The organism is Nocardia sp. NPDC058244 (assembly GCF_042882065.1).
GTDB lineage: Bacteria > Actinomycetota > Actinomycetes > Mycobacteriales > Mycobacteriaceae > Nocardia.
On record NZ_JBHVWX010000004.1, the window covers coordinates 225522 to 246299 of the forward strand.

At 69.4% G+C, this 20778-nt stretch carries 21 protein-coding genes and 2 tRNA genes; 9 read left to right on the plus strand and 14 right to left on the minus strand.

Going from position 1 to position 20778, the window contains the following annotated elements; all coding sequences use genetic code 11:
* Window positions 1-5: 5 nt before the first annotated feature.
* Window positions 6-78, minus strand: a tRNA-Lys gene (locus ACFVW6_RS14120).
* A gap of 353 nt (window positions 79-431) precedes the next feature.
* Between ACFVW6_RS14120 and ACFVW6_RS14125 the strand changes: the two genes are divergently transcribed.
* On the plus strand, window positions 432-1640 hold the full coding sequence (locus tag ACFVW6_RS14125) for an Ig-like domain-containing protein (RefSeq protein WP_355276868.1): 1209 nt from the start codon (window positions 432-434) through the stop codon (window positions 1638-1640).
* 64 nt (window positions 1641-1704) lie between these two features.
* On the opposite strand, the gene ACFVW6_RS14130 is transcribed toward ACFVW6_RS14125, so the two are convergent.
* Both ACFVW6_RS14130 and ACFVW6_RS14135 read right to left on the minus strand, forming a co-directional pair.
* Window positions 1705-2058 carry a hypothetical protein gene (locus tag ACFVW6_RS14130; RefSeq protein ID WP_218720864.1) on the minus strand — a complete coding sequence of 118 codons (354 nt, stop codon included), beginning with the start codon at window positions 2056-2058 and terminating at the stop codon, window positions 1705-1707.
* Between the two features lie 108 nt (window positions 2059-2166).
* Window positions 2167-2343 carry a hypothetical protein gene (locus tag ACFVW6_RS14135; protein WP_355276869.1) on the minus strand — a complete coding sequence of 59 codons (177 nt, stop codon included), beginning with the start codon at window positions 2341-2343 and terminating at the stop codon, window positions 2167-2169.
* 25 nt (window positions 2344-2368) lie between these two features.
* On the opposite strand from ACFVW6_RS14135, the gene ACFVW6_RS14140 reads away from it, so the two are divergent.
* Window positions 2369-2896, plus strand: coding sequence for a CGNR zinc finger domain-containing protein (locus ACFVW6_RS14140; protein ID WP_378827770.1), 528 nt, complete (start codon window positions 2369-2371; stop codon window positions 2894-2896).
* Between the two features lie 2 nt (window positions 2897-2898).
* Here the strand turns inward: ACFVW6_RS14140 and ACFVW6_RS14145 are convergent, their stop codons facing one another.
* The 3 genes from ACFVW6_RS14145 to orn all read right to left on the minus strand — a co-directional run bounded on the left by ACFVW6_RS14145 (window position 2899) and on the right by orn (window position 5098).
* Complete coding sequence (locus tag ACFVW6_RS14145; protein ID WP_378827766.1) at window positions 2899-4209, minus strand: FAD-binding oxidoreductase; 1311 nt, start codon at window positions 4207-4209, stop codon at window positions 2899-2901.
* Between the two features lie 122 nt (window positions 4210-4331).
* Window positions 4332-4404 (minus strand) — tRNA-His (locus ACFVW6_RS14150).
* Between the two features lie 55 nt (window positions 4405-4459).
* The gene (orn, locus tag ACFVW6_RS14155) at window positions 4460-5098 is read right to left on the minus strand and encodes an oligoribonuclease (protein ID WP_378827764.1); all 639 of its coding nucleotides are present in this window, start codon (window positions 5096-5098) and stop codon (window positions 4460-4462) included.
* A gap of 102 nt (window positions 5099-5200) precedes the next feature.
* On the opposite strand from orn, the gene ACFVW6_RS14160 reads away from it, so the two are divergent.
* On the plus strand, window positions 5201-6862 hold the full coding sequence (locus tag ACFVW6_RS14160; protein ID WP_378827762.1) for a helicase HerA-like domain-containing protein: 1662 nt from the start codon (window positions 5201-5203) through the stop codon (window positions 6860-6862).
* 62 nt (window positions 6863-6924) lie between these two features.
* Here ACFVW6_RS14160 and ACFVW6_RS14165 read toward each other — a convergent pair whose 3' ends face one another.
* The 3 genes from ACFVW6_RS14165 to cmrA form a co-directional block, all read right to left on the minus strand.
* Window positions 6925-7257: a hypothetical protein gene (locus ACFVW6_RS14165; RefSeq protein ID WP_355276879.1), complete on the minus strand. Its 333-nt coding sequence runs from the start codon at window positions 7255-7257 to the stop codon at window positions 6925-6927.
* A 101-nt stretch (window positions 7258-7358) separates the two neighbouring features.
* On the minus strand, window positions 7359-8660 hold the full coding sequence (locus tag ACFVW6_RS14170) for a diaminopimelate decarboxylase family protein (protein WP_378827760.1): 1302 nt from the start codon (window positions 8658-8660) through the stop codon (window positions 7359-7361).
* A 153-nt stretch (window positions 8661-8813) separates the two neighbouring features.
* Window positions 8814-9617 carry a mycolate reductase gene (cmrA, locus tag ACFVW6_RS14175; RefSeq protein WP_355276883.1) on the minus strand — a complete coding sequence of 268 codons (804 nt, stop codon included), beginning with the start codon at window positions 9615-9617 and terminating at the stop codon, window positions 8814-8816.
* Between the two features lie 227 nt (window positions 9618-9844).
* Between cmrA and ACFVW6_RS14180 the strand changes: the two genes are divergently transcribed.
* Window positions 9845-10921 carry a phosphotransferase enzyme family protein gene (locus ACFVW6_RS14180; RefSeq protein WP_378827756.1) on the plus strand — a complete coding sequence of 359 codons (1077 nt, stop codon included), beginning with the start codon at window positions 9845-9847 and terminating at the stop codon, window positions 10919-10921.
* A gap of 112 nt (window positions 10922-11033) precedes the next feature.
* Here the strand turns inward: ACFVW6_RS14180 and ACFVW6_RS14185 are convergent, their stop codons facing one another.
* Window positions 11034-13064: an FAD-dependent oxidoreductase gene (locus ACFVW6_RS14185; protein WP_378827754.1), complete on the minus strand. Its 2031-nt coding sequence runs from the start codon at window positions 13062-13064 to the stop codon at window positions 11034-11036.
* A complete protein-coding gene (locus ACFVW6_RS14190; protein ID WP_355276889.1) occupies window positions 13061-13615 on the minus strand; it encodes a PadR family transcriptional regulator in 555 nt (184 codons plus the stop codon). Before ACFVW6_RS14190 ends, ACFVW6_RS14185 begins: the two co-directional genes overlap by 4 nt.
* A gap of 114 nt (window positions 13616-13729) precedes the next feature.
* On the opposite strand from ACFVW6_RS14190, the gene ACFVW6_RS14195 reads away from it, so the two are divergent.
* Window positions 13730-15064 (plus strand): MFS transporter, encoded by a 1335-nt coding sequence (locus ACFVW6_RS14195; RefSeq protein WP_355276891.1) that lies wholly within the window; start codon window positions 13730-13732, stop codon window positions 15062-15064.
* A 125-nt stretch (window positions 15065-15189) separates the two neighbouring features.
* Here the strand turns inward: ACFVW6_RS14195 and ACFVW6_RS14200 are convergent, their stop codons facing one another.
* A complete protein-coding gene (locus ACFVW6_RS14200; RefSeq protein WP_378827751.1) occupies window positions 15190-15837 on the minus strand; it encodes a TetR family transcriptional regulator in 648 nt (215 codons plus the stop codon).
* Window positions 15838-15980: 143 nt separating this feature from the next.
* On the opposite strand from ACFVW6_RS14200, the gene ACFVW6_RS14205 reads away from it, so the two are divergent.
* From ACFVW6_RS14205 to ACFVW6_RS14215, 3 genes are read left to right on the plus strand one after another with little or no spacing between them, the layout of a single operon-like run.
* The gene (locus tag ACFVW6_RS14205; protein WP_378827749.1) at window positions 15981-17072 is read left to right on the plus strand and encodes a ferredoxin reductase; all 1092 of its coding nucleotides are present in this window, start codon (window positions 15981-15983) and stop codon (window positions 17070-17072) included.
* Window positions 17073-17112: 40 nt separating this feature from the next.
* Complete coding sequence (locus tag ACFVW6_RS14210; RefSeq protein ID WP_378827746.1) at window positions 17113-18261, plus strand: fatty acid desaturase family protein; 1149 nt, start codon at window positions 17113-17115, stop codon at window positions 18259-18261.
* 42 nt (window positions 18262-18303) lie between these two features.
* On the plus strand, window positions 18304-18570 hold the full coding sequence (locus ACFVW6_RS14215) for a hypothetical protein (protein ID WP_378827744.1): 267 nt from the start codon (window positions 18304-18306) through the stop codon (window positions 18568-18570).
* Window positions 18571-18573: 3 nt separating this feature from the next.
* On the opposite strand, the gene ACFVW6_RS14220 is transcribed toward ACFVW6_RS14215, so the two are convergent.
* Complete coding sequence (locus ACFVW6_RS14220; RefSeq protein ID WP_355276901.1) at window positions 18574-19104, minus strand: DUF4254 domain-containing protein; 531 nt, start codon at window positions 19102-19104, stop codon at window positions 18574-18576.
* 368 nt (window positions 19105-19472) lie between these two features.
* Here ACFVW6_RS14220 and ACFVW6_RS14225 point away from each other — a divergent pair, with 368 nt between their 5' ends.
* Entirely contained in the window at window positions 19473-19781 is a 309-nt protein-coding gene (locus ACFVW6_RS14225) for a hypothetical protein (RefSeq protein ID WP_355276904.1), read from the plus strand.
* A gap of 1 nt (window position 19782) precedes the next feature.
* Here the strand turns inward: ACFVW6_RS14225 and ACFVW6_RS14230 are convergent, their stop codons facing one another.
* Window positions 19783-20778, minus strand: coding sequence for an ATP-binding cassette domain-containing protein (locus ACFVW6_RS14230; RefSeq protein WP_355276906.1), 996 nt, complete (start codon window positions 20776-20778; stop codon window positions 19783-19785).

Here is a 20778-nt window from a genome sequence, read left to right on the forward strand (position 1 = left end):
TGTTGTGCGCCATCAGGGACTCGAACCCCGAACCCGCTGATTAAGAGTCAGCTGCTCTGCCAATTGAGCTAATGGCGCTTGGTTTGCTCGGACCGCGACTCTGGGAGAGAACCTCTCGGTGTCTCCCTCAGCCCCGCTCTCCGGTGCGGAACAAACATTAACAGGCTTGGGGCCGGAAAGTGAAATCGGGCTCTGACCAGCGGCGATGCTGAGCCCTTCGCGTTGTTAACGGCGGAGGCCCCGCCGCGTATCTAACGATTGTGACTTGGTCGTGTCGCGGGGCCTTTCCCGTTGGTGGCGACCGGGCGGGCTGGCAGAATGGCGGGACGACGATCTCGTCCGCCCCCGCCGGCGCGGATGGCACGAGCGATAGGCGTCGGTGGGATCTGCGGCGCACACAGTTATTGCGTCGGTACGGAAACGGGGTTGACATGAGTAAGACGCGGGGGCGACATCGGTCGCTGCGGACGATCGTTCCGGTGGCGTTGCTGGCGGTGTTCGCGCTCGGCGCGTCCGCCTGCTCGGCCGCCGAGGGCGCTGGGGTCGAGGTCGCGATCGACCGCAACCCGATCACCGAACTCATCAAGCCGAAGCTGGTGTCGACCATCAAGGACGGGCAGGTCGGCGTCTCGCCCGGGATGCCGATGGCCTTCCAGGTCGAGGACGGCAAGTTCACCGAGGTCACGCTCACCAACAGGGAGGGCCGCGCGGTCGCGGGCCAGCTGGCCGCCGACGGCCGCTCCTGGGCGACCAGCGAGGTGCTCGGGTACGGCAAGACCTACCAGCTGACGGCCTCGGCGATGGGCCTCGGCGGCGTGAACTCGACCACGCTCAGCTTCACCACGAGCTCCCCGAACAGCCAGACCAAGCCGTACCTGCTCCCCGGCGAGGGCGAAGTGGTCGGCATCGGTCAGCCGGTGGCCATCCAGTTCGACGAGAACATCCCCGATCGCCGGGCCGCGCAGGACGCCATCAAGATCACCACCGAGCCCGCGGTCGAGGGCGCCTTCTACTGGGTGAACAACCGCGAAGTGCGGTGGCGCCCAGAGCATTTCTGGGCACCGGGCACCAAGGTCACCATCGATGTGAACGTCTACGGCAAGGACCTCGGCAAGGGCCTGTTCGGTCAGGACAACATCCACTCGTTCTTCACCGTGGGCGACGCGCAGGTCTTCACCGCCGACGACAACACCCACCAGGTGACGGTGGAGCGCAACGGTCAGGTGATCATGACCATGCCGACCTCGATGGGCAAGGACTCCACGCCCACCGACAACGGCATCTACATCGTCAGCGACCGGCACGAGAAGATCATCATGGACTCCTCGACCTACGGCGTCTCGGTGAACTCGCCGGACGGCTACCGCACCCCGGTCGACTACGCGACGCGAATCTCCTACAGCGGCATCTTCTTCCACTCGGCACCGTGGTCGATCGGGCAGCAGGGCTACTCCAACGCCAGCCACGGCTGCCTGAACCTGAGCCCGGCGAACGCGCGCTGGGTGTACGAGAACGCCAAGCGTGGTGACATCACGATCATCAAGAACACCGTCGGCGGCACCCTGTCCGGTGTCGACGGCCTCGGCGACTGGAACATCGCGTGGCCGGAATGGAAGGCGGGCAACGCCGACGCCCCCTGATCGACACGACAAACGAAGGGCCACCGGAGATTTCCGGTGGCCCTTCGTTTCGTTGCGGGGTGGGTCAGGCCGGTGTCGGCAGGTCGGCGCAGTCCATCATCGCCTCGCCCGCGACGGCCAGCGCGCTGCCGAGGGCGCCGCAGAGGATGCGGCCGCCGAACAGCAGCCGGTCCAGATTGGGCAGGCCGGCCGAGCCGGTGCCGGACGAGCCGGTGGTCTCGACGCCGGTGGTCGAGCCGCTCTGCGCCGAGCCGGACTCGGGCTTGTCGCTGGGCAGGCCGAAATCGCCGGTGGCCGTCGGCGCGGCGGCGACATACGGGGACAGGGGCAGGCCGGGCGACTCGGCCGCCGCGGTCCCCGCGATCGGGCCGAGCGCGGTGGCGGCCGCGAAGGCCGCGACGACGGTGGAACGCTTCATCAAGTGGTCTTTCCGGTCGAACGCTGACGAGATATGCCCCACATCTGGGCAGTGGTCCAGAGTGTAGCGGGCAAACGTGATGTTCGTCATGGCCCTGGTCGGAGAGCCTCAGGCGGTCGCGGCGAGCCCGTCGTCGTGGCCGCGCAGTTCGCCCGAGATGCTGACGCCGGGATCGCCGACGACGACGCGGCGGGCGCCGCAGCGGCACCGCTGATAGGCGACGAGGCCCTCGCTGGTGCGGTGGCAGGACTCGATCCGCCAGGTGTGCGTGGGGTGGCTGGTCATGCTTCGATTCTGATGTAATGGCATTGTGCATTACAACCATTACGGACGGGAGCCGGTGCAGCTCGGCGTCGATCTGCTCAACCGGCCGTGTGCCGACGCGGCGGAGCTGGGCGAGCGCTGCGTGGCGTCGGGGCTGGTGCTGGCCACCGCGCCCACCGCCGCCGATCTCGCGTCCGTGACGGCGTTTCTGGCGCGCTGGCGCCGGGTGGTGGAATGCGCCGACCACACTGAGCGCGCCGCCCTGCTGAACACGTTGCTCGGCGAGTACGCCTCGGCGCCCCGGCTGACCGATCACGCGGGCGACGGCTGGCACCTGCATTTCCGCGATCCTGGCGTCCCCACCGACCGGCAGATCGCGGCGCTCATCACCGTCGGCACCGCGCTGCACCTGACCGGGCTCGGCATGGATCGCCTCGGTGGCTGCGCGGCCGAGGGCTGCGCGCGGGTGTACGCCGACACCTCACGCAACGGCAGGCAGCGCTTCTGTAGCCCGGCCTGCGCGAACCGCTCGGCCGTGCGCAGGCATCGGGCGAGCCGCGCCGCCGCCCGTTAGCGTCAGCCCAGGACCGGGAAGTTGGCCCGCAGGACGTTGTGCGGGTCGCGGTCCTGCTTGAGCAGGCGCAGCCGGGCCAGCGTCGCCGCGTCGAACGCCGCGCTCGCGGATTCGCCGGGAGCCAGGAAGGTGTAGGGCTTGGCGCCGGTGATGTGCGGGCCGAGCTGGTCCAGGATCGAGGCGAACCCGGCGGTCACGTCGTCGACCAGGTGCGGCAGGCCGAGGCCGAGGAGGTACAGCGCGTAGGGCTCGGTGACCGGCCCGCGGGCGCCGTCGTGCGGGCCGGATGCGGCGAGCGCTCCGCCCAGGCCGCGGAGCTGGATGTTGAGCAGCGGCGCCACCGGCGCGTCGATGAGCGTCTTCACCACCGCGTCACCGAGGTCGGCGAGCAGTTCGCCGCGTGAGAGCGACGGACTCGGATCGGTCGGCTCGGCGGTGATGGTGCCGAGCTGGTCGGCCGTCATCGCCGCCCTGGTGTCGACGAGCGCGCCCGGCAGCGCGTCCAGGCCCCGGGTCAGCGCGCGGCCGTCGGCCGGGTCGCCGAGGTAGGCGACGTCGATCGCGACCGTCGGCGCCGCGCCCGGCAGCTGATAGCGCTGCAGCCACACCGACAGTTCGGCGGGCGCGTCGGTGGTGAGCGCGGTGAACAGCTCGAACGCCTCGTGCGTGCGCTCGGCCGACCAGCTCACCCGGCCGCCGTAGAGCTGGGGCAGCTCGACCAGATCGAACTCGAGCGCGGTGACGATCGCGAAATCGCCACCGCCGCCGCGCAGCGCCCAGAACAGGTCGGGATCGGACGCGGCGTCGACCCGGCGCCGGACGCCGTCGGCGTCGACGATGTCGAACGCGCGGACCGCGTTCGACGCCCAGCCGTGCGCGCGGGCCAGCCAGCCGAAGCCGCCGCCCAGGGTGTAGCCGGTCACGCCGACGACGGGATTGCTGCCCGCCAGGCCGGACAGCCCGTGCGCCGCCGCGGCGGCCTGCACGCGGCCCCACTGGGCGCCGGACCCCACCCTGGCCCGCCGCGCGGCCGGATCGATCGCGATGTCGTCGAGCGCGCCGGTGCGCAGCAGCACGGCGTCGTCGATGTCGCCGGTGGCGCCGTGGCCGGTCGGCTGGGTCACCACGGTGCGGCCCGCGCGGGCCGCCCAGCGCACGACGGCGGCGATGTCGTCGGCGTCGGCGGCCGCGACGACGGCGCCGACCGACTGGGTCACCGCCACGTTCCACGGCCGGGCGGCCTGCTCGAAGTCCGCGTCACCCGGCAGCAGCACGGTGCCCTGGACGGTGCCGCGCAGTTCGTCGATACCCATGCTCGAAATCCTCACTTCTCTCGGTGGTCCACCGAGTCGACGACGGCGGGGCCGCGAGTGTGACATGAAGGCGCCGGGAATGCAGAAAGCCCGGTCCGTGTGGACCGGGCTTTCTCACTAGGGGTGACTGACGGGACTCGAACCCGCGACAGCCAGGATCACAACCTGGTGCTCTACCAACTGAACTACAGTCACCATCACCGGTTATTCACCGGCGCGGTAAATAGTAGCCTGTCTCGGCCCTCAGGCCCTAATCGGCTGGTCGTGGGCTTGTTCCGGTGACATCGACGGCCTCGGTGACGGCCTCGGCGACCGCCGCGATCTCCGTGGTGGACGGGCCGGGCAGCGGCACGAACGCGGTGCGGCGGTAGTACTCGAGCTCGCGGATGGATTCCTTGATGTCGGCCAGGGCGCGGTGTGCCAGGCCCTTCTCCGGCTGCCCGAAGTAGATGCGCGGGTACCAGCGGCGGCACAGCTCCTTGATCGAGCTCACGTCGACCATCCGGTAGTGCAGGTGCTCGTCGAGTTCGGGCATGTCGCGGGCGATGAAGCCGCGGTCGGTGGCGATCGAGTTACCGCACAGCGGCACCGTGCGCGCGGTGGGCGCGTACTGGCAGATGTAGTCGAGTACCTCGGCCTGCGCCTGCTCGAGGGTCACGGTGGAGCGCCGAACCTCTTCGGTGAGACCGGATTTCGCGTGCATGTCGGCGACGACCGGGGGCATGCAGGCCAGCGCCGCGTCGTCGGCGTGGATGACGATGTCGACACCGTCACCGAGAATGTTCAGGTCGCTGTCGGTCACGAGCGCGGCGATCTCGATCAGCTTGTCGCTGTCGAGGCGGAGCCCCGTCATCTCGCAATCCATCCAGACCAAGAGTTTGTCTGACACCTGAGTCACCCTAACGGGCGATACAGTTTGCTTGGAATTCCCCGGCAGACGTTTCGAGCATTTCTTGCGTACGGCAGTTGTGACCAGACGGAGGACGCGCGAATGACCACCCCCCAGGAGAAGGCGGCAGCGGCTCGCAAGGCGGCCGAGGAGGCGGCGCGGGTCGCCGCGGAGGCCGCCGCGGCCGCGGAAGCCGCCGAGGCGGAAGCCGCCGCGACGAGCGCCGAAGCGGCGCAGGCGCCCGCGGCGTCCGGCGCGGCCGCCGAGATCGCGGCGGGCTACGCCTTCGACGGACCCGCGCTCGAACTCGGCACCGTGATGGTCGACGGCGTCACCGATCCCGCTGCGCGGGTGCGGATTCCGCTGCGGATGATGAACCGGCACGGTCTGGTCGCCGGCGCCACCGGCACCGGCAAGACCAAGACGCTGCAGGGCATCGCCGAGCACCTGTCCCGGGCGGGCGTTCCCGTGGTGATGGCCGATATCAAGGGCGACCTGTCCGGCCTGAGCGAACCGGGTCAGACCAACGACAAGATCACCGCGCGAGCCGCCGAGACCGGGGCCACCGACTGGGCGCCCAGCGGTTTCCCCACCGAGTTCGTCTCGCTCGGCACCGGCGGCATCGGCGTGCCGATCCGGGCGACCATCTCCTCGTTCGGCCCGATCCTGCTCAGCAAGGTGCTCGGCCTCAACGACACCCAGGAATCCACGCTCGGCCTGATCTTCCACTGGGCCGACCAGCGCGGCCTCGCCCTGCTGGATCTCAAGGACCTGCGCGCGGTGATCACCCATCTGACCAGCCCCGAGGGCAAGGAAGACCTCAAGGGCATCGGCGGCGTCTCGGCGCAGACGGCGGGGGTGATCCTGCGCGCCCTGGTGAACCTGGAGGCCGAGGGCGGCGACACGTTCTTCGGCGAACCCGAACTCGATCCGGCCGATCTGCTGCGCACCGCGGGCGGCCAGGGTGTGATCACGCTGTTCGAGCTCGGCCAGCAGGCGGCGCGTCCGGTGCTGTTCTCCACCTTCCTGATGTGGGTGCTCGCCGACCTGTTCCAGACGCTGCCCGAGGTGGGCGACGTCGACAAGCCCAAGCTGGTCTTCATCTTCGACGAGGCGCACCTGCTCTTCGCCGAGGCGTCCAAGGCGTTCCTGCAGCAGGTCGAGCAGACGGTGAAGCTGATCCGGTCCAAGGGTGTCGGCGTGTTCTTCTGCACCCAGCTGCCCACCGACATCCCGAATCCGGTGCTGTCCCAGCTCGGCGCGCGCGTCCAGCACGCGCTGCGCGCGTTCACCCCCGACGATCAGAAGGCGCTGTCGAAGACGGTGCGGACCTACCCCAAGTCGACGGTGTACGACCTGGAGGAGGCGCTGACCTCGCTGGGCACCGGCGAGGCCGTGGTCACCGTGCTCTCGGAGAAGGGCGCGCCGACCCCGGTGGCCTGGACCAAGATCGCGCCGCCGCGCTCGCTGATGGACACCATCGGCGACGAGGCGATCAAGTCCAAGGCCCTGTCGAGTCCGCTGCAGGGCAAGTACGGACAGAGCATCGATCGCGAATCGGCCTACGAGATGCTGCTGGCGAGTGTGGCCGCCGCCGATCCGGCCCCCGAAGCGCCGCGGGCGCCGGGACGCGCACAGCCGGAAGAGGATTCGGCGGCCGAGCGGATCATGAAGAACCCGGCGGTGAAGAGCTTCCTGCGCTCAGCGGCCAGTGCGGCGGGCCGGGAGATCAGCCGCAGCATCTTCGGTACGCGGCGGCGCTAGCGAGCACTGGTCATCGCACGGCCGGCGGTCGTCCCCGGTCGTGCGATGCGGGGCGATGGGTCTCAGCTGCTGCCGAACCATCCCCAGGGGAACCAGTTGTGGTAGCCGCCGCCGCGGCCACGGTCACAGTATTCCCAGTTGCGGTCGTACCGGTGGTCGCGGCCGTACCAGTCGTTGTCACAGCGGTAGCCGCGGTCGCGGTCGCAGTACTCCCAGCCGCGGTGGTTCCAGTCGTCGCAGCGCGGATACTCGGTCTGCACCACGCCGGGGGTGACGGCGGGCGCGGCGATGGCGGGTGCCGCCACCGTCAGCGGAAGGGTGAGGGTCGCACCCACTACCGCGAGACCCAGGAGCAGTCGGCGCATGCCTGCCTGATGTGTCGTGTCGGTCTTCATGGCTGCCTCGTCGGTCGGATTTGTTCGATTTCCCCGACATGTCCGATCCTAGGCTCGGTACGGGCGTCGCCACCAGCCCCTGACGGCGCCCGATGCCCGGTTCAGCCGAGTTCACGCATCAGCAGATCGGCGGTCGTCTCCCGGCGCAGGAGCTGCTGGACGCGGCCCTCGGCGACGGCGACGATCGGCGGTCTGCCGACGGTGCTGTAGGTCGAGGCCAGCCCGTGGTGGTACGCGCCGGTGCACGGCAGCGCGAGCACTTCGCCGGGACGCAGATCGGCGGGCAGCCGTACCTCGGTGGCGATGAGTTCGCCGGATTCGCTGTGCCTGCCCGCGATCGACGCCGTCAGCTGCGCGCCGGTGGGATGCCGGTTGACCACCAGCGCGCCGCCCTGCCCGCGGCACTGCCCACCGCAGCTGCCGCCGTCGACGATCACGCGATGTCCGCCCTCGGCCGTCTCGGTGATCGAGAGCACCCGGTACAGCGTGACGCCGGCCCTGGCGACGATCGCGCGGCCCGGTTCCATGGTGATCGCGGGCCGGGGGAAGCGGTGCCGGGCGCAGGCGGCGTCGAGCGCGTCGTCGAGAATGTCGGCGAGTTCGCGCAGGTTCAGTTCGGCGTCGCCGCTGCGGTAGGCCACCGCGTGCCCGCCGCCGATGTCGAGGTGGGTCAGCAGCATGCCGTATTCGTTGTCGATCCAGGCCAGCTCGCCGACCATCCGGCGGATGGCCTCGCCGTAGTGGTCCGGATTGTGAATCTGCGCTCCCAGGTGGCAGTGCAGGCCGATGAGCTGGAGATTCGGCTGGGTCGCGATCCGGGCGACCGCGGTCTCGAACGAATCGCTGCCGAGCGGGAAGCCGAACTGCGGGCCGCCGGGCACATCGATCCCGGTGGCGACGCGCAGCAGGATCTGCTGGGGCGCGGTGGCCAGCGCGGCCAGCAGGGTGATCTCGGTGAGCGACCCGACGACGATGCGGCCGACGCCACAGCCGACGGCGGTCTTCAGCTCGTCGAAGGTCTTGCCGTTGCCGTGCAGCACGATCCGGCGCGGCTCGATGCCTGCGGCCAGCGCGACCGACAGCTCACCCGCGGACCCGACCTGCACCGACAGGCCCTCCTCGACGACCCAGCGCGCCACCGCGCCCACCATCAGCGCGGTGCCCGCGTAGACGATCTCGGCATCGGGGAAGTGCTTGCGGTAGGCGCGGCAGCGCTCGCGCACCTCGGCCTCGTCGACCACGTGCACGGGGGTGCCGAACTCGTCGGCGAGATCGGCGAGGGCGACCGTGCCGAGGGTGATCCGGCCGTCCTGGTCGTAGTGGGTGTCGGCCGGCCAGACAGCGGGGTCGAGCCGCGGCACGGTGGTCGCGCGCAACGACGGGAAGATGTCGAGCAACGTCACGGTGGTCTCCTGGGGACGCCCCCGCGTTCCGATGGCGGGGCCGATTCCAGGACTACGCCGTGCGCGGGCCGCTGACCTCGGTATTGACGAGTCCTTGACCACCCGGCCGGAGTTCCTGACGGGTTGCTGACACACGCGACCCGTCAGGGATGATCAGCCGCCCAGCTTCTTGTAGAACGCGCCGGCGATCGGGGCGGTCACCGCGCGCGGACCGTAGTTCCCCGCGACGCTCATGCCCTTGCTGATCAGGCCGGGCACGATGCGCATCTTGTTGCGGGCCAGCGCGTCGATGGAGACCTTGGCGGTGTACTCGGAGGAGACCCAGAGGAAGTCGGGGACCATCCTGTCCACGATCGAGGCGTCCTCGGGCGCCGGGGTCTCGGTGCGCACCGGGCCGGGCGCCAGCAGGGTGACGTTGACGCCGGTGCCCTTGAGCTCGCCGCGCAGCGACTCGGAGAAGGTGTTGGCGAACGCCTTGGACGCGGCGTAGGTGGCGTTGTTCGGGATCGGCATGTTGCCCGCGGCCGAGCCGCTGATCAGGATGCCGCCCGCCTTGCGCTCGATCATGCCCGGCAGCACGGCCAGGGTCAGGTCGTGCACGGCGGTCGCGTTGAGTTCCATCTGCGCGCGCTCATAGGCGAAGTCCAGCTCGGCGACCGGGCCGAAGGTGGCGATGCCTGCGTTGTTGCACAGGACCGCGATATCGCGCACGGCGAGTTCGTCGACCAGGCTCGCCCGCTGGGTCCGGTCGGCGAGGTCGACCGCGCGCACCTCGGCGGTGATCCCGTGCGCCAGCGTCAGCCGCTGGGCCAGTTCGGTGAGGATCTCACCACGCCGCGCGACCAGGATCAGCGAGTAACCGCGTCCGGCCAGTTCGGCGGCCAGCGCGGTGCCGATTCCGGAGGACGCGCCGGTGACGACGGCACGATTGTCTGCAGTGGGGGAGGGCAAGCTCACACGGGGAGCTTAGGGGATCGGCCGGAGCCGGGCGGTGGCCACGTCGCCCACCGAGCTCAGTCGACCGGGTCGCCGTGGCCCTAGGCTTACCCCCGTCATGACGACCGAATCGCCGAATCGCCGGACCGATCCCGCAGCGCCGCGCACCCTCGGGCCGCCGCGCACCCTCGGCCGACCGGGCCCGCCGATCGGCGGTGGCCATGGTGGCTGAGCACCAGGTGTTCGGAATGGGCGATGAGCCGTCCGCCGCGCCTACCTGGCCGTCGCCGACCGAGGACGAGATCGCCGAAGCCGTCGAGGCGACCTGGGGCGGAGCCGAGCCCGTCGAGATCGTCTGGCGCAGTGCGCGTCCGCTGTCCTCGACGGTCGGCGTGCGATTGGGCGACGGGGCCATGGTCGTGGTGAAGCGGCTGCCGCTGCATCTCCGCGACCTGTCCGCGCTCGCCGAGGAACACAGGTTCATGGCGCACCTGCGCGCCGGGGGCATCCCGGTGCCCGAAGTCCGGGCCACTCGCGGCGCTCGGCCTGTCGGTGGCGCGCCCGGCTTCGTCTACGAAGTCCAGCGGGCGGGGGCGGGCGAGGACCGGTATCGCGCCGACTTCTCCTGGACGCCGTACCGCGACACCGCCGATGCGGCGGCCGCCGGTGCGATGATGGCCCGGATGCACCTGGCCGCAGCGGGTTTCGACGCTCCGGCGCGACCGGCTCGGCCCCTGGTCGCCAGCCTGCACGGCGATGACGTCGCGCGTGCCTTCGAGTGGCACATCGCCCGCCGCCCCGCCGTCGCCCGTTTCCTCGCCGATCGTGACTGGCGGGCCGAAATCCCGGATCTGCGCGTCGATCTCACCGGTGTCGCCCTGCTGTGGACGCACGGCGACTGGCACGCGACCAATCTGCTCTGGACCGGCTCCGAGGTCACCTCGGTCTTCGACTTCGGCTTGGCCGACCGCACGACGGCCGTCTTCGACCTCGCCACCGCGATCGAACGCGCTGCGGTGGACTGGGTGTCGCTGCGGGACGGCGGGCCTGCCCACGTCCGCGCGGAGCAGGTGCGCGCGCTGCTCGAGGGCTACCGGGCGGTGCGTCCGCTCGCGGCCGCCGAACAGGTACTGCTCGCCGACCTCCTCCCGCTGGTCCATCTCGGCTACGAGCTATCTGAGATCGACTACTTCCTGAGTGTCGCCGCCGAGCCGCGCAATGCCGAGATCGCCTACCGTGACTGGCTACTCGGCCATCTGTCCTGGTTCCAGACCTCGGACGGACGTGCCTTGCTCGCCCTCGTGCGCGACACGGCCGCCGGTTAGCGACTCGCGCCGATCCTCGTGGACGCAGAACACCGCCCCGCACACCGGATGCGAGTTCGGTGTACGGGGCGGTGCGGCGATCGTCCCTCGCGTCGGACGACCGGGTCTGCGGTTACAGGCGCGCCGCCAGGCGGGTGCCCTGGGCGATGGCCCGCTTGGCATCGAGCTCGGCGGCCACGTCGGCGCCACCGATCAGGTGCAGGTCCACGCCGGCCGCGCGCAGCGGCTCTTCCAGCTCGCGCACCGATTCCTGGCCCGCGCAGACGATCACGTTGTCGACCTCGATCACCCGCGGCTTCTCGTGCTTCTCACCGAAGCTGATGTGCAGGCCCTGATCGTCGATGCGCTCGTAGTTCACGCCGCCGACCTGTTCGACGCCCTTGGCCTTGAGCGCGGCGCGGTGCACCCAGCCGGAGGTCTTGCCCAGGTCCTTGCCGAACGGGGTCGACTTGCGCTGCAACAGCACCACGTCGCGGGCGGCGGGGGAGGGCTTGGGCTGCTTGAGCTGACCGCGGACCTGCTCGTCCTCGGAGTCCACACCCCACTCCTCCTTCCACTCGTCGAGCTTGAGGGTGGGATGTCCTTCGACGGTGAGGAATTCGCTCACGTCGTAGCCGATGCCGCCCGCGCCGATCACCGCGACCTTCTTGCCGACCGGCTTCTCCTCCTTCACCAGTTCGGCGTAGGACAGCACCATCGGGTGGTCGATGCCGGGGATGTTGGGGATGCGCGGGCGCACGCCGGTCGCCAGCACCACCGAGTCGTACCTGCCCGCGATCAGCTCGTCGGCGCTGACCCGCCTCTCCAGGTGCAGGGTGACGCCGGTGAGTTCGATCTTGCGGCGGAAGTAGCGGATCGACTCGTCGAACTCCTCCTTGCCGGGGATGCGGCGGGCGATGTCGAACTGGCCGCCGATCTTGTCGTCGGCCTCGAACAGGTCGACGTGGTGACCGCGTTCGGCCAGGCTGACCGCGGCCGACAGACCGGCCGGACCGGCACCCACCACCGCGAACCGCTTGGCGCGCCGGGTCGGCAACAGCTGCAACGTGGTCTCGCTACCCGCGCGCGGGTTGACCAGGCACGACACCTTCTTGTTGCCGAAGGCGTGGTCGAGGCAGGCCTGGTTGCAGGCGATGCAGGTGTTGATCTCGTCGGCGCGGTCGCCCTCGGCCTTGTTGGCCCACTCGGCATCGGCCAGCAGCGGCCGGGCCAGCGAGATCAGCGCCGCGTCGCCGCGGGTGAGGATCTCCTCGGCGATCTCGGGCATGTTGATCCGGTTGGACGCGCAGACCGGGATGTTCACCCGGCGGGCGACCTTGGCGGTGAACTCCACGAACGCCGCGCGCGGCACCGAGGTGACGATGGTGGGTACCCGCGCCTCGTGCCAGCCGATGTCGGTGTTGAGGATGTCGACGCCCGCGGCCTCCAGTTCCTGGGCCAGCGCGATGATCTCCTCGAAGGTCTGGCCCTTCTCCACCAGCTCGGCCATCGACAGCCGGAACACGATGATGAAGTCGGAGCCGACGGCGGCGCGGATGCGCTTGGCGATCTCCACGGGCAGCCTGCGCCGGTTCTCGGCGGTGCCGCCCCACTTGTCGGTGCGCTTGTTCACCCTGGGCGCGAGGAACTGGTTGATGAAATAGCCCTCACCACCCATGATCTCGCAGCCGTCGTAGCCGGCGAACTTGGCCAGCTCGGCGCAGCGCGCGTAGTCGTCGATGGTGTTCTCGATGCCCTTGGCCGAGAGCGCGCGCGGCTTGAACGGGTTGATCGCGGACTTGATCGCCGAGGCCGAGACACTGGTCGGCATGTAGGAATAGCGACCGGCGTGCAGGATCTGGATGGCGATCTTGCCGCCCTCGGCGTGCACCGCCTTGGTGATCCGGCGGTGGCGGTAGGCCTCGGACTTGGTGGTCAGCTTGCCGCCGAACGGCGCGAGCCAGCCGGTGCGGTTGGGGGCGTAGCCGCCGGTGATGATCAGGCCGACCCCGCCGCGGGCGCGCTCGGCGAAGTAGGCGGCCAGCTTGTTGGTGTCCCAGGCCCGGTCCTCGAGGCCGGTGTGCATGGAGCCCATGACCACCCGGTTGCGCAGGGTGGTGTGGCCGAGGTCGAGTGGCTCGAACAGGTGGGGATAGGAAGTCATGGAAGGTCGTCACCTTTTCGGGGTCGCAGGGCCTGCAGTACTTCGTCGCACCATTCGACGTAGCCGGACTCCGCGCGGATGCCCGCGCGCAGCACCAGATACTGGTGCAGGGCGGCGCCGGAGAGCTGGTCCGGCGCCGGGAAGAATTTCTTCTCGCTGAGGCGGTACTCGTCGAGCCGCTGCGCGTGCTGGGCGCGGTGGCGGGCCACCTCGCCCAGCACGGCGTCGATGTCGCCGTGCGCGGCGCCGCGGATCTTCACGCCGAGTTCGTCGTGGGACGGGCTGTACTCGGTGGGTTCGGCGATCCAGCGGGCGAGCTCGGTCCGGCCCGCGGCGGCCACCGAGTACACCTTCTTGTCGGGTTTTCCCTGTTGGGCGACCGATTCCACGGTCACCCAACCGGAATCCTCCATACGCTTGAGTACCCGGTAGATCTGCTGGTGGGTGGCACTCCAGAAATAGCCGATCGACTTGTCGAATCGGCGAGCGAGTTCATAGCCCGAGCCGGCCCGTTCGCTGAGCGAGACCAGCAGCGCGTGCTCCAGTGCCATGGGACGAGGGTATCCGGAACGCTCGGTACTATGCAACCAGGTTCATATGATTGACGGCGTGCCGAAACGCCGATGTGCCCTGCCGGGAGCCGTGATCCCCATTACGCTTCGGCCATGACCGAGGTGAACGCGGCCGAGACCGTCGGCGAGGCGGCCGGGCGCGGGCAGGTAGTGGCGTGGGGATTGTGGGACTGGGGGTCCTCGGCGTTCCAGGCCGTCACGCTGACCTTCGTGTTCTCGGTGTATCTCACCGACAAGGTCGGCGACGACCTGCCCGGTGACACCCCGGCCAGCGCCTGGCTGGGCTGGGCCCTGGCGGCGGCGGGGCTGGTCGTCGCGCTGACCGCGCCGGTCTGCGGGCAGTACTTCGACGCGGTCGGCTCCCGCAAGCGAGCGCTGGCGACCCTGACCGCGCTCACCGTCGGCGCGATGTCGCTGATGTTCTTCGTCCACGACGACTACCACGATCTGTGGCTCGGGCTGGCGCTGCTGGCCTTCGCCTCGGCCGTGTTCGAGCTGGCCGGTGTGCCCTACAACGCCATGATGCGGCAGGTCTCGACGCCGGCCACGGTCGGGCGGGTCTCCGGATTCGGCTGGGCGATGGGCTATTTCGGTGGCATCGTGCTGCTGCTGATCTGCTACGTGGGGTTCCTGGCCGGGGACGGCGATACCCGCGGCGTGCTCGGCATGCCCACCGATCAGGGGCTCAATGTGCGCCTGGCCATCGTGCTGGCGGCGGTCTGGTTCACCGTCTTCGCGCTGCCGGTGCTGTTCGCGGTGCCCGAACTCCCGCGCACCACCGCCGACCCCGGCGCGGCGCGGGCCGGGCTGCTCGGTTCCTACCGGGTCCTGTGGCGCGATGTGCGCGAGCTGTGGGCGCGTGACCGGCACACCGTGTGGTTCCTGCTCGCCAGCGCGGTCTTCCGGGACGGGCTGGCCGGGGTGTTCACCTTCGGGGCGGTGCTCGCGGTGCAGGTGTACGGCTTCGCCGACGCCGATGTGCTGCTGTTCGGCATCGCCGCCAATGTCGTGGCGGGCGCGGCGGCGATCGCGGCGGGTCGCTTCGACGACACCCTCGGGCCCAAGCGGGTGATCGTGGCCTCGCTGATCGGGATGCTCGCGTGCGGGCTGGTGCTGCTGGTGGTGTCGGGCTCGCTGATGTTCTGGATCTTCGGGCTCGCGCTCACCGTGTTCGTCGGGCCCGCGCAGGCCTCGGCGCGCTCGTTCCTGGCGCGGCTGGCGCCGCCCGGGCGGGAGGGTCAGCTGTTCGGGCTGTACACCACCACCGGGCGGGCGGTCTCGTTCCTCGCGCCCCTGCTGTTCGGTGTGTTCGTGTCGATCTTCCACAGCGACCGGGCCGGGATCGCCGGACTGCTCGTCGTCCTGGCGGCGGGTCTGCTCGTCCTGCTGCCGGTGCGCGCGCCCGCCTCCACGGTGACCGCGGCGTAGTGGTGGTTCACCAGAACGGGGCGGCCCGCACTGTGTGTACGCCCGTACTCTGAAATTCCGGCTGTGCGGCATGTGGGGTGTGTTACACCATGGACCGCATGCGGCCACAGCCCCGGAAACATCCCTCAGTCAGCGGTTTTGGGAACCCAGCCGCCGATGCCCAGCGCGATCAGGCGCATCTGCATGACGGTGCGTTCGACCACCGCCGACTCCTCGCGCGGTGTCGCCGCGACGTAGGCGGCGATCCCGTCGGTGACCGTGGTGACCAGTAGGTCGGCCGCGATCTCGAGCTCGGTGGTGCTCCAGGTGTCCAGTGCGCGCAGCCGGGACAGATCGGCGACGATCTCGCGCACGATCAGCTGCATCTCCATCGCGATCGCCTGGCGCAGCGGGGCAGGCCCGCCGTGGCGCTCGCGGATGAGGAAGCCGAACAGCGCGCGCTTGGCCCTGACCTGCTCGAACACGAAGCGCACTGTATCGGCCAGATGCGCGTCCGGTTTGCGTCTGACCTCGCGCAATGCCAGGCGCAGCGCCGTCACGCCCTCGTCGACCAGCGTGGCGCCGAGGTCGTCGAGCGAGGCGAAATGGCGATAGAACGCGGTCGGCACGATGCCGGCCGAGCGGGCGATCTCCCGCAGGCTCAACGCCGCGAATCCGCGGTCGGCGGCCAGCGTCAGGGTGCCTTCGAGGAGGGCCGCACGGGTGTGCGCCTTGCGCTCGTTGCGGGTTCCTGCCTGCTCAGTCACATCGGTGAGCATACATCCGTTCACCATAGTCGCTTCCCTGGATATGTTGCCCGCCTCACATCTTTGCCGGTTGACAGCGGGCTGGGTCCATCCGGCACACTGGTGAGTGTACAGGCGTGCACTGAATTGTGAATCGCATGCCGCACAACTTCCGCAGAGGGGCAAGACGCATGGTGGGACTGATCGACCTGGTGCAGACGTTGACGACGCCGCATCCGCTGGACCGGTACCTGGAGCTGGTCTCGCCCGCGCTCACCGCGCGGGAGCTGCGCGCCGAGGTCACTCATGTCTCGCACGCGGTGCCCGGTTCGGTGACGCTCACCCTGCGCGCCTCCCGGCAGTGGCGCGGCCACAGCGCGGGTCAGTACGTGCAGATCGGCGTCTCGATCAACGGCGTCCGGCACACCCGCTGCTACTCGCCGATCGATCCGGAGAGCCGCGGCGACCGCTTCCTCCAGCTGACCGTGAAGGCGCACCCGGGCGGGCTGGTGTCGAACTACCTGCACGACCACGCCGAGCCGGGCATGGTCGTCGACCTCGCGCCCGCCGCGGGCGTGTTCGCCCTGCCCGAGCGTCGCCCGGACCGGGTGCTGCTGGTCAGCGGCGGCAGCGGCATCACCCCGGTGCTGTCGATGCTGCGCACCCTCGACGCCGAGGGCTTCACCGGCGAGATCACCTTCCTGCACTACGCGCGTCAGCCCGAGATGGTGCCGCACCGGGCCGAGCTGACCGCGATCGCCAACCGCAGGCCGAACTTCCGGATCGAGTACCGCTACCCGGTCGAGCCGGGCACCGTCGTCGACGGTGAGACCTCCACCGGCAGTGGCTTCTTCGACTACGACGAGCTCGAGCGGGTCGCGCCGTGGTTCGCCGACGCGCAGACCTTCGTCTGCGGTCCGCCGCCGCTGATGCGGGCCGTGCAGACGATCTTCGAGGCCGAGGGTCTCGCCGATCGGGTGCACAGCGAGGAGTTCACCCTCACCACCGTGCCGGCCGACCCGGCCGAGGCCACCGGCACCATCACCTTCTCCGGCAGCGACGTCGCCGCCGACAACACCGGAGCGTCGCTGCTCGAGCAGGCCGAATCGGCGGGCCTGACCCCGGAATACGGCTGCCGGATGGGCATCTGCTTCTCCTGCACCGCGACCAAGGTCTCCGGCTGCACCCGCAACCTGCGCACCGGCGAGCTCGACGCCGATCCCGACAAGCAGATCCAGATCTGCGTGAACACGGCCGTCGGCGACGTCGACATCGCCCTCTAGACACCGAGTACCGAGAAACCAACCAAGGGGAGATACAGCCATGACGATCCTCACCGAAGGCAAAGACGGCCCGGTCATCCTGACCCCGGACCAGGTCGAGGAGCTCGGCCGGGCGCTCGACGAACTGCGCGCCCGCGTCGAGGCCGATCTGGGCGAACGCGACCGCGACTACATCTACAAGATCATCAAGACCCAGCGTGGCCTGGAGATCGCCGGCCGCGGCCTGATGTACCTGGGCTTCCTGCCGCCGTTCTGGCTGGCGGGCGTGGCGGCGCTGGGCGTGTCGAAGATCCTGGACAACATGGAGATCGGCCACAACGTCATGCACGGTCAGTACGACTGGATGCGTGAGCGCGGCATCAACTCCCGCGAATTCGACTGGGACACGGTCTGCCCGGCCGACCAGTGGAAGCACTCGCACAACTACATGCACCACACCTACACCAACGTCCACGACATGGACCGCGACATCGGCTACGGCGTCCTGCGCATGGACGAGGGCCAGAAGTGGCACCCGTATTACCTGGGCAACCCGGTGTACGCCTTCCTGCTGATGACCTTCTTCGAGTGGGGCGTGATGCTCCACGACCTCGAGTTCGACAACATCGTCAAGGGCAAGCGCACCTGGGCCCAGATCAAGCCGCTGCTCCAGGGGCAGGCCAAGAAGGCGAGCAGGCAGGTCGTCAAGGACTACGTGGCCTTCCCGCTGCTCACCGGCCCGCTGTTCTTCCACACCCTGGCCGGCAACGCCGCGGCCAACCTGGTGCGCAACCTGTGGACCTACTCGATCATCTTCTGCGGTCACTTCCCCTCGGGTGTACAGACGTTCACCAAGGAGGAGACCGAGGTCGAGACCCGCGGCGAGTGGTACGTCCGGCAGATGCTCGGCTCGGCCAACATCAAGGGCTCCAAGCTGTTCCACATCCTGTCCGGCAACCTGTCGCACCAGATCGAGCACCACCTGTTCCCCGACATCCCGGCCAACCGCTACCCGGAGATGGCGCCCGAGGTGAAGGCGCTGGCCGAGAAGTACGGCTTGCCGTACAACACCGGTCGTTTCTCCAAGCAGATCGGCTCGGTCTGGGCCAAGATCTTCCTGCTCTCGGTGCCGGATCGCTTCGTCAAGAGGGCCCCCAAGCCCAGTGTTATCGTTATGCGTAATCGGAAGGCAACCGAAGTGGGCGTGTAAATGGTCGGCAAATTCGAAAGCAACAAAGATCTTGTCCAGGAATTGACGTCCTCCGGTGCCAGGCACGTCGGCAATATCGCCACGCTGATCACCGGGGCGGTCGCCGAGGTCGCGCGCGAGATCGGTGAGTTCATCACCGACGCGATCGAGATGAACGAGGCCGCCGCGGCGGCGCGCCGCGACGCCGAGCAGCAGCTCGACGCCGAGCGCGCCTACACCGAGTTCGTCGAGGCCGAGGCCGCGGACGAGCCCGTCGAGGCCGAGGTCGAAGCCGAGGTCACCGAGCCGGTTCCCGGCGACAAGGCCTGACCCTCACCACACCGGCAGCCGCCTGCGGTGTTCGGTGACATCGGTGATCAGATCCCGGTAGCCGTCGGTCAATTCGGCCAGCCGGCACCAGTGCAGATGGGTGCGTGCCTCCCACTGCCGCGGGGTCGTCTTCTCGACCGGATCGCCGCCCAGCGCCCGCTGGGCGGCGATCCATTTCGCCGCCATCCGGTCGATCACCGCGCCGAGGGTCTCGGTGTGCAGCGAGGCGCCCGCCCGGTGCGCCACATTGGCGGCGACCCACTCGTCGATGCGGTCGATCAGCGTGGCGCGGTCGCCGTCGATCTGGTCGATCAATTTGCCGCACGCCGCGATCCGGCCGCTGGTGGCCTCCGGCGCGCGGGCCGCCTCGATCGCCTGATGCCTGCGGTCGTGGCAGCGGGCCAGCCGATTCGCGGCCTCGAGTACCCGGTGCCGCGCCGGGTCGGGGTCGGTGGATTCCAGGAAGGCCCGCAACAGCGCCGAGGGTGGCGGGAATTGCGTGGCATCCACACGATGGCCGGGATCGAACGGCATGATGCACGCCCCTGAATACGCTGAATTTCGTGCTTGGATACGCCAGAGCCGGGGAGGATTCGGGGGAGGTGCACTCCCCGGCACCGGCGTAGCCCCGCCCGGGCGTCGACGAATATCCGCGACGCTGCGGCGAGGAAGACGACCCGGGGAAAAATCGGGACCCTCTCAGGAAAGCGCGATTCGGCGCGACCGCGCAATAGTATGGTGTACAAATCGCCCGGTCTGCGGAAATTGTTATGCACCGTTACGGCGGGGTCACCACGAGACGTCTCCCGTGTTACCCATCCGCACATTCCCGGCAATCGGTGCGACCGTACCCGCCGCGATTGCCGCCGCATGCACTAACCTCGATAAATGTGCCGGCCTATGTGTCCTCACCCGAACTGACCTTCGGGTTCCTGTTCGCGCTGGAAGACCCGCAGCGAATCGCCGACGTCGTGCGCGACCTGATGGAGCGCCGCGCGGTCTCGGTGTTCCGGCTCGCGCGCCTGTCCGACGACGACGGCCCGCCCGAACGCTATGTGGTGAACTGGGCTGCGATACCGCAGATCTCGATCACCACCAGCGCGCCGGAGCCCGGCGACCTCCAGGCGCAGCGGATCATGCTGGTCAACGCGTTCCTCGGCGAGAACGGCGAGGTCAGCCTGTATTCCGGCACGCCGAACGCGCCGAGCTGACTCAGCGGGCCGATTCGTAGATCCGGCGCACCACGTCCTCGATGCCCGGTTCCTCGATCGACAGGTCGCGCACCTGCGCCCGGTCCGACACCGCGGCCAGTAACGCCGCCGCCGTGGTGTGTTCGGCGTCGAAGGCCAGGCGCTGGCGCATGCCGCCCGCCTCACTGGACAGCAGCTGCGCCCCGCAGGGCAGGTCGTCGAGATCCGGTGTGGGCGCGGCCAGGTCGACCACCAGCACCCGGCGTGCGCCGACGGTGGCGCCGAGCCCGGCCAGTGAACCGTCGTACACCAGCCTGCCGTGATCGACGACCAGGACGCGGTCGCAGAGCCGTTCGATATCGCCCATGTCGTGGGTGGTGAGCAGCAGCGTGGTGCCGCGCTCGATCCGTTCGGCGCGCAGGAACTCGCGTAATCGTTGTTTGGACAGCACGTCCAGGCCGATCGTCGGCTCGTCCAAGATCACCAGCTCCGGCGAATGCAGCAGCGCGGCGGCCACTTCCGCGCGCATGCGCTGGCCGAGCGAGAGCTGGCGGACGGGGGTGTCGAGGGTGTCGGCCATCTCGAGCTGTTCGACCAGCTCGTGGGTGCGCTTGTCGGCGATGTCGGGATCGAGGCGGTGGATCGCCGCCAGGATCGAGAACGACTCGTGCAGCGGCAGATCCCACCACAGCTGCGAGCGCTGCCCGAACACGACGCCGATCCGCGCGGCCAGCTCCCTGCGCTGGCGCACCGGTTCCAGCCCGCAGGTGCGGACGCTGCCGGTGGTCGGCACCAGGATGCCGGTGAGCATCTTGATCGTGGTCGACTTGCCCGCGCCGTTGGCGCCGATATAGCCGACCGCGGAACCGCGTTCGATCCGGAAGCTCATCCGGTCGACCGCGGTGATGGTGTCCCGGTGTCTGCGCCAGCGGCTGCCGTTCTTGCGGTAGACCGTGAACTGCCGGGTGAGGTCGTCGATGTCGATGATCGGCTCCGCGGAGCCGTACTCGTCCTCCAT

What these genes read in the sequence shown, in the direction of transcription:
- ACFVW6_RS14230 (WP_355276906.1), bottom strand. Translation starts at nt 20,778, where the DNA reads ATGGAGGACGAGTACGGCTCCGCGGAGCCGATCATCGACATCGACGAC.
- ACFVW6_RS14210 (WP_378827746.1), top strand. Translation starts at nt 17,113, where the DNA reads ATGACGATCCTCACCGAAGGCAAAGACGGCCCGGTCATCCTGACCCCG.
- ACFVW6_RS14220 (WP_355276901.1), bottom strand. Translation starts at nt 19,104, where the DNA reads ATGCCGTTCGATCCCGGCCATCGTGTGGATGCCACGCAATTCCCGCCA.
- ACFVW6_RS14180 (WP_378827756.1), top strand. Translation starts at nt 9,845, where the DNA reads ATGGGCGATGAGCCGTCCGCCGCGCCTACCTGGCCGTCGCCGACCGAG.
- ACFVW6_RS14190 (WP_355276889.1), bottom strand. Translation starts at nt 13,615, where the DNA reads ATGGCACTGGAGCACGCGCTGCTGGTCTCGCTCAGCGAACGGGCCGGC.
- ACFVW6_RS14125 (WP_355276868.1), top strand. Translation starts at nt 432, where the DNA reads ATGAGTAAGACGCGGGGGCGACATCGGTCGCTGCGGACGATCGTTCCG.
- ACFVW6_RS14135 (WP_355276869.1), bottom strand. Translation starts at nt 2,343, where the DNA reads ATGACCAGCCACCCCACGCACACCTGGCGGATCGAGTCCTGCCACCGC.
- ACFVW6_RS14205 (WP_378827749.1), top strand. Translation starts at nt 15,981, where the DNA reads ATGGTGGGACTGATCGACCTGGTGCAGACGTTGACGACGCCGCATCCG.
- ACFVW6_RS14185 (WP_378827754.1), bottom strand. Translation starts at nt 13,064, where the DNA reads ATGACTTCCTATCCCCACCTGTTCGAGCCACTCGACCTCGGCCACACC.
- ACFVW6_RS14145 (WP_378827766.1), bottom strand. Translation starts at nt 4,209, where the DNA reads ATGGGTATCGACGAACTGCGCGGCACCGTCCAGGGCACCGTGCTGCTG.
- ACFVW6_RS14195 (WP_355276891.1), top strand. Translation starts at nt 13,730, where the DNA reads ATGACCGAGGTGAACGCGGCCGAGACCGTCGGCGAGGCGGCCGGGCGC.
- ACFVW6_RS14200 (WP_378827751.1), bottom strand. Translation starts at nt 15,837, where the DNA reads ATGGTGAACGGATGTATGCTCACCGATGTGACTGAGCAGGCAGGAACC.
- ACFVW6_RS14160 (WP_378827762.1), top strand. Translation starts at nt 5,201, where the DNA reads ATGACCACCCCCCAGGAGAAGGCGGCAGCGGCTCGCAAGGCGGCCGAG.
- ACFVW6_RS14130 (WP_218720864.1), bottom strand. Translation starts at nt 2,058, where the DNA reads ATGAAGCGTTCCACCGTCGTCGCGGCCTTCGCGGCCGCCACCGCGCTC.
- ACFVW6_RS14165 (WP_355276879.1), bottom strand. Translation starts at nt 7,257, where the DNA reads ATGAAGACCGACACGACACATCAGGCAGGCATGCGCCGACTGCTCCTG.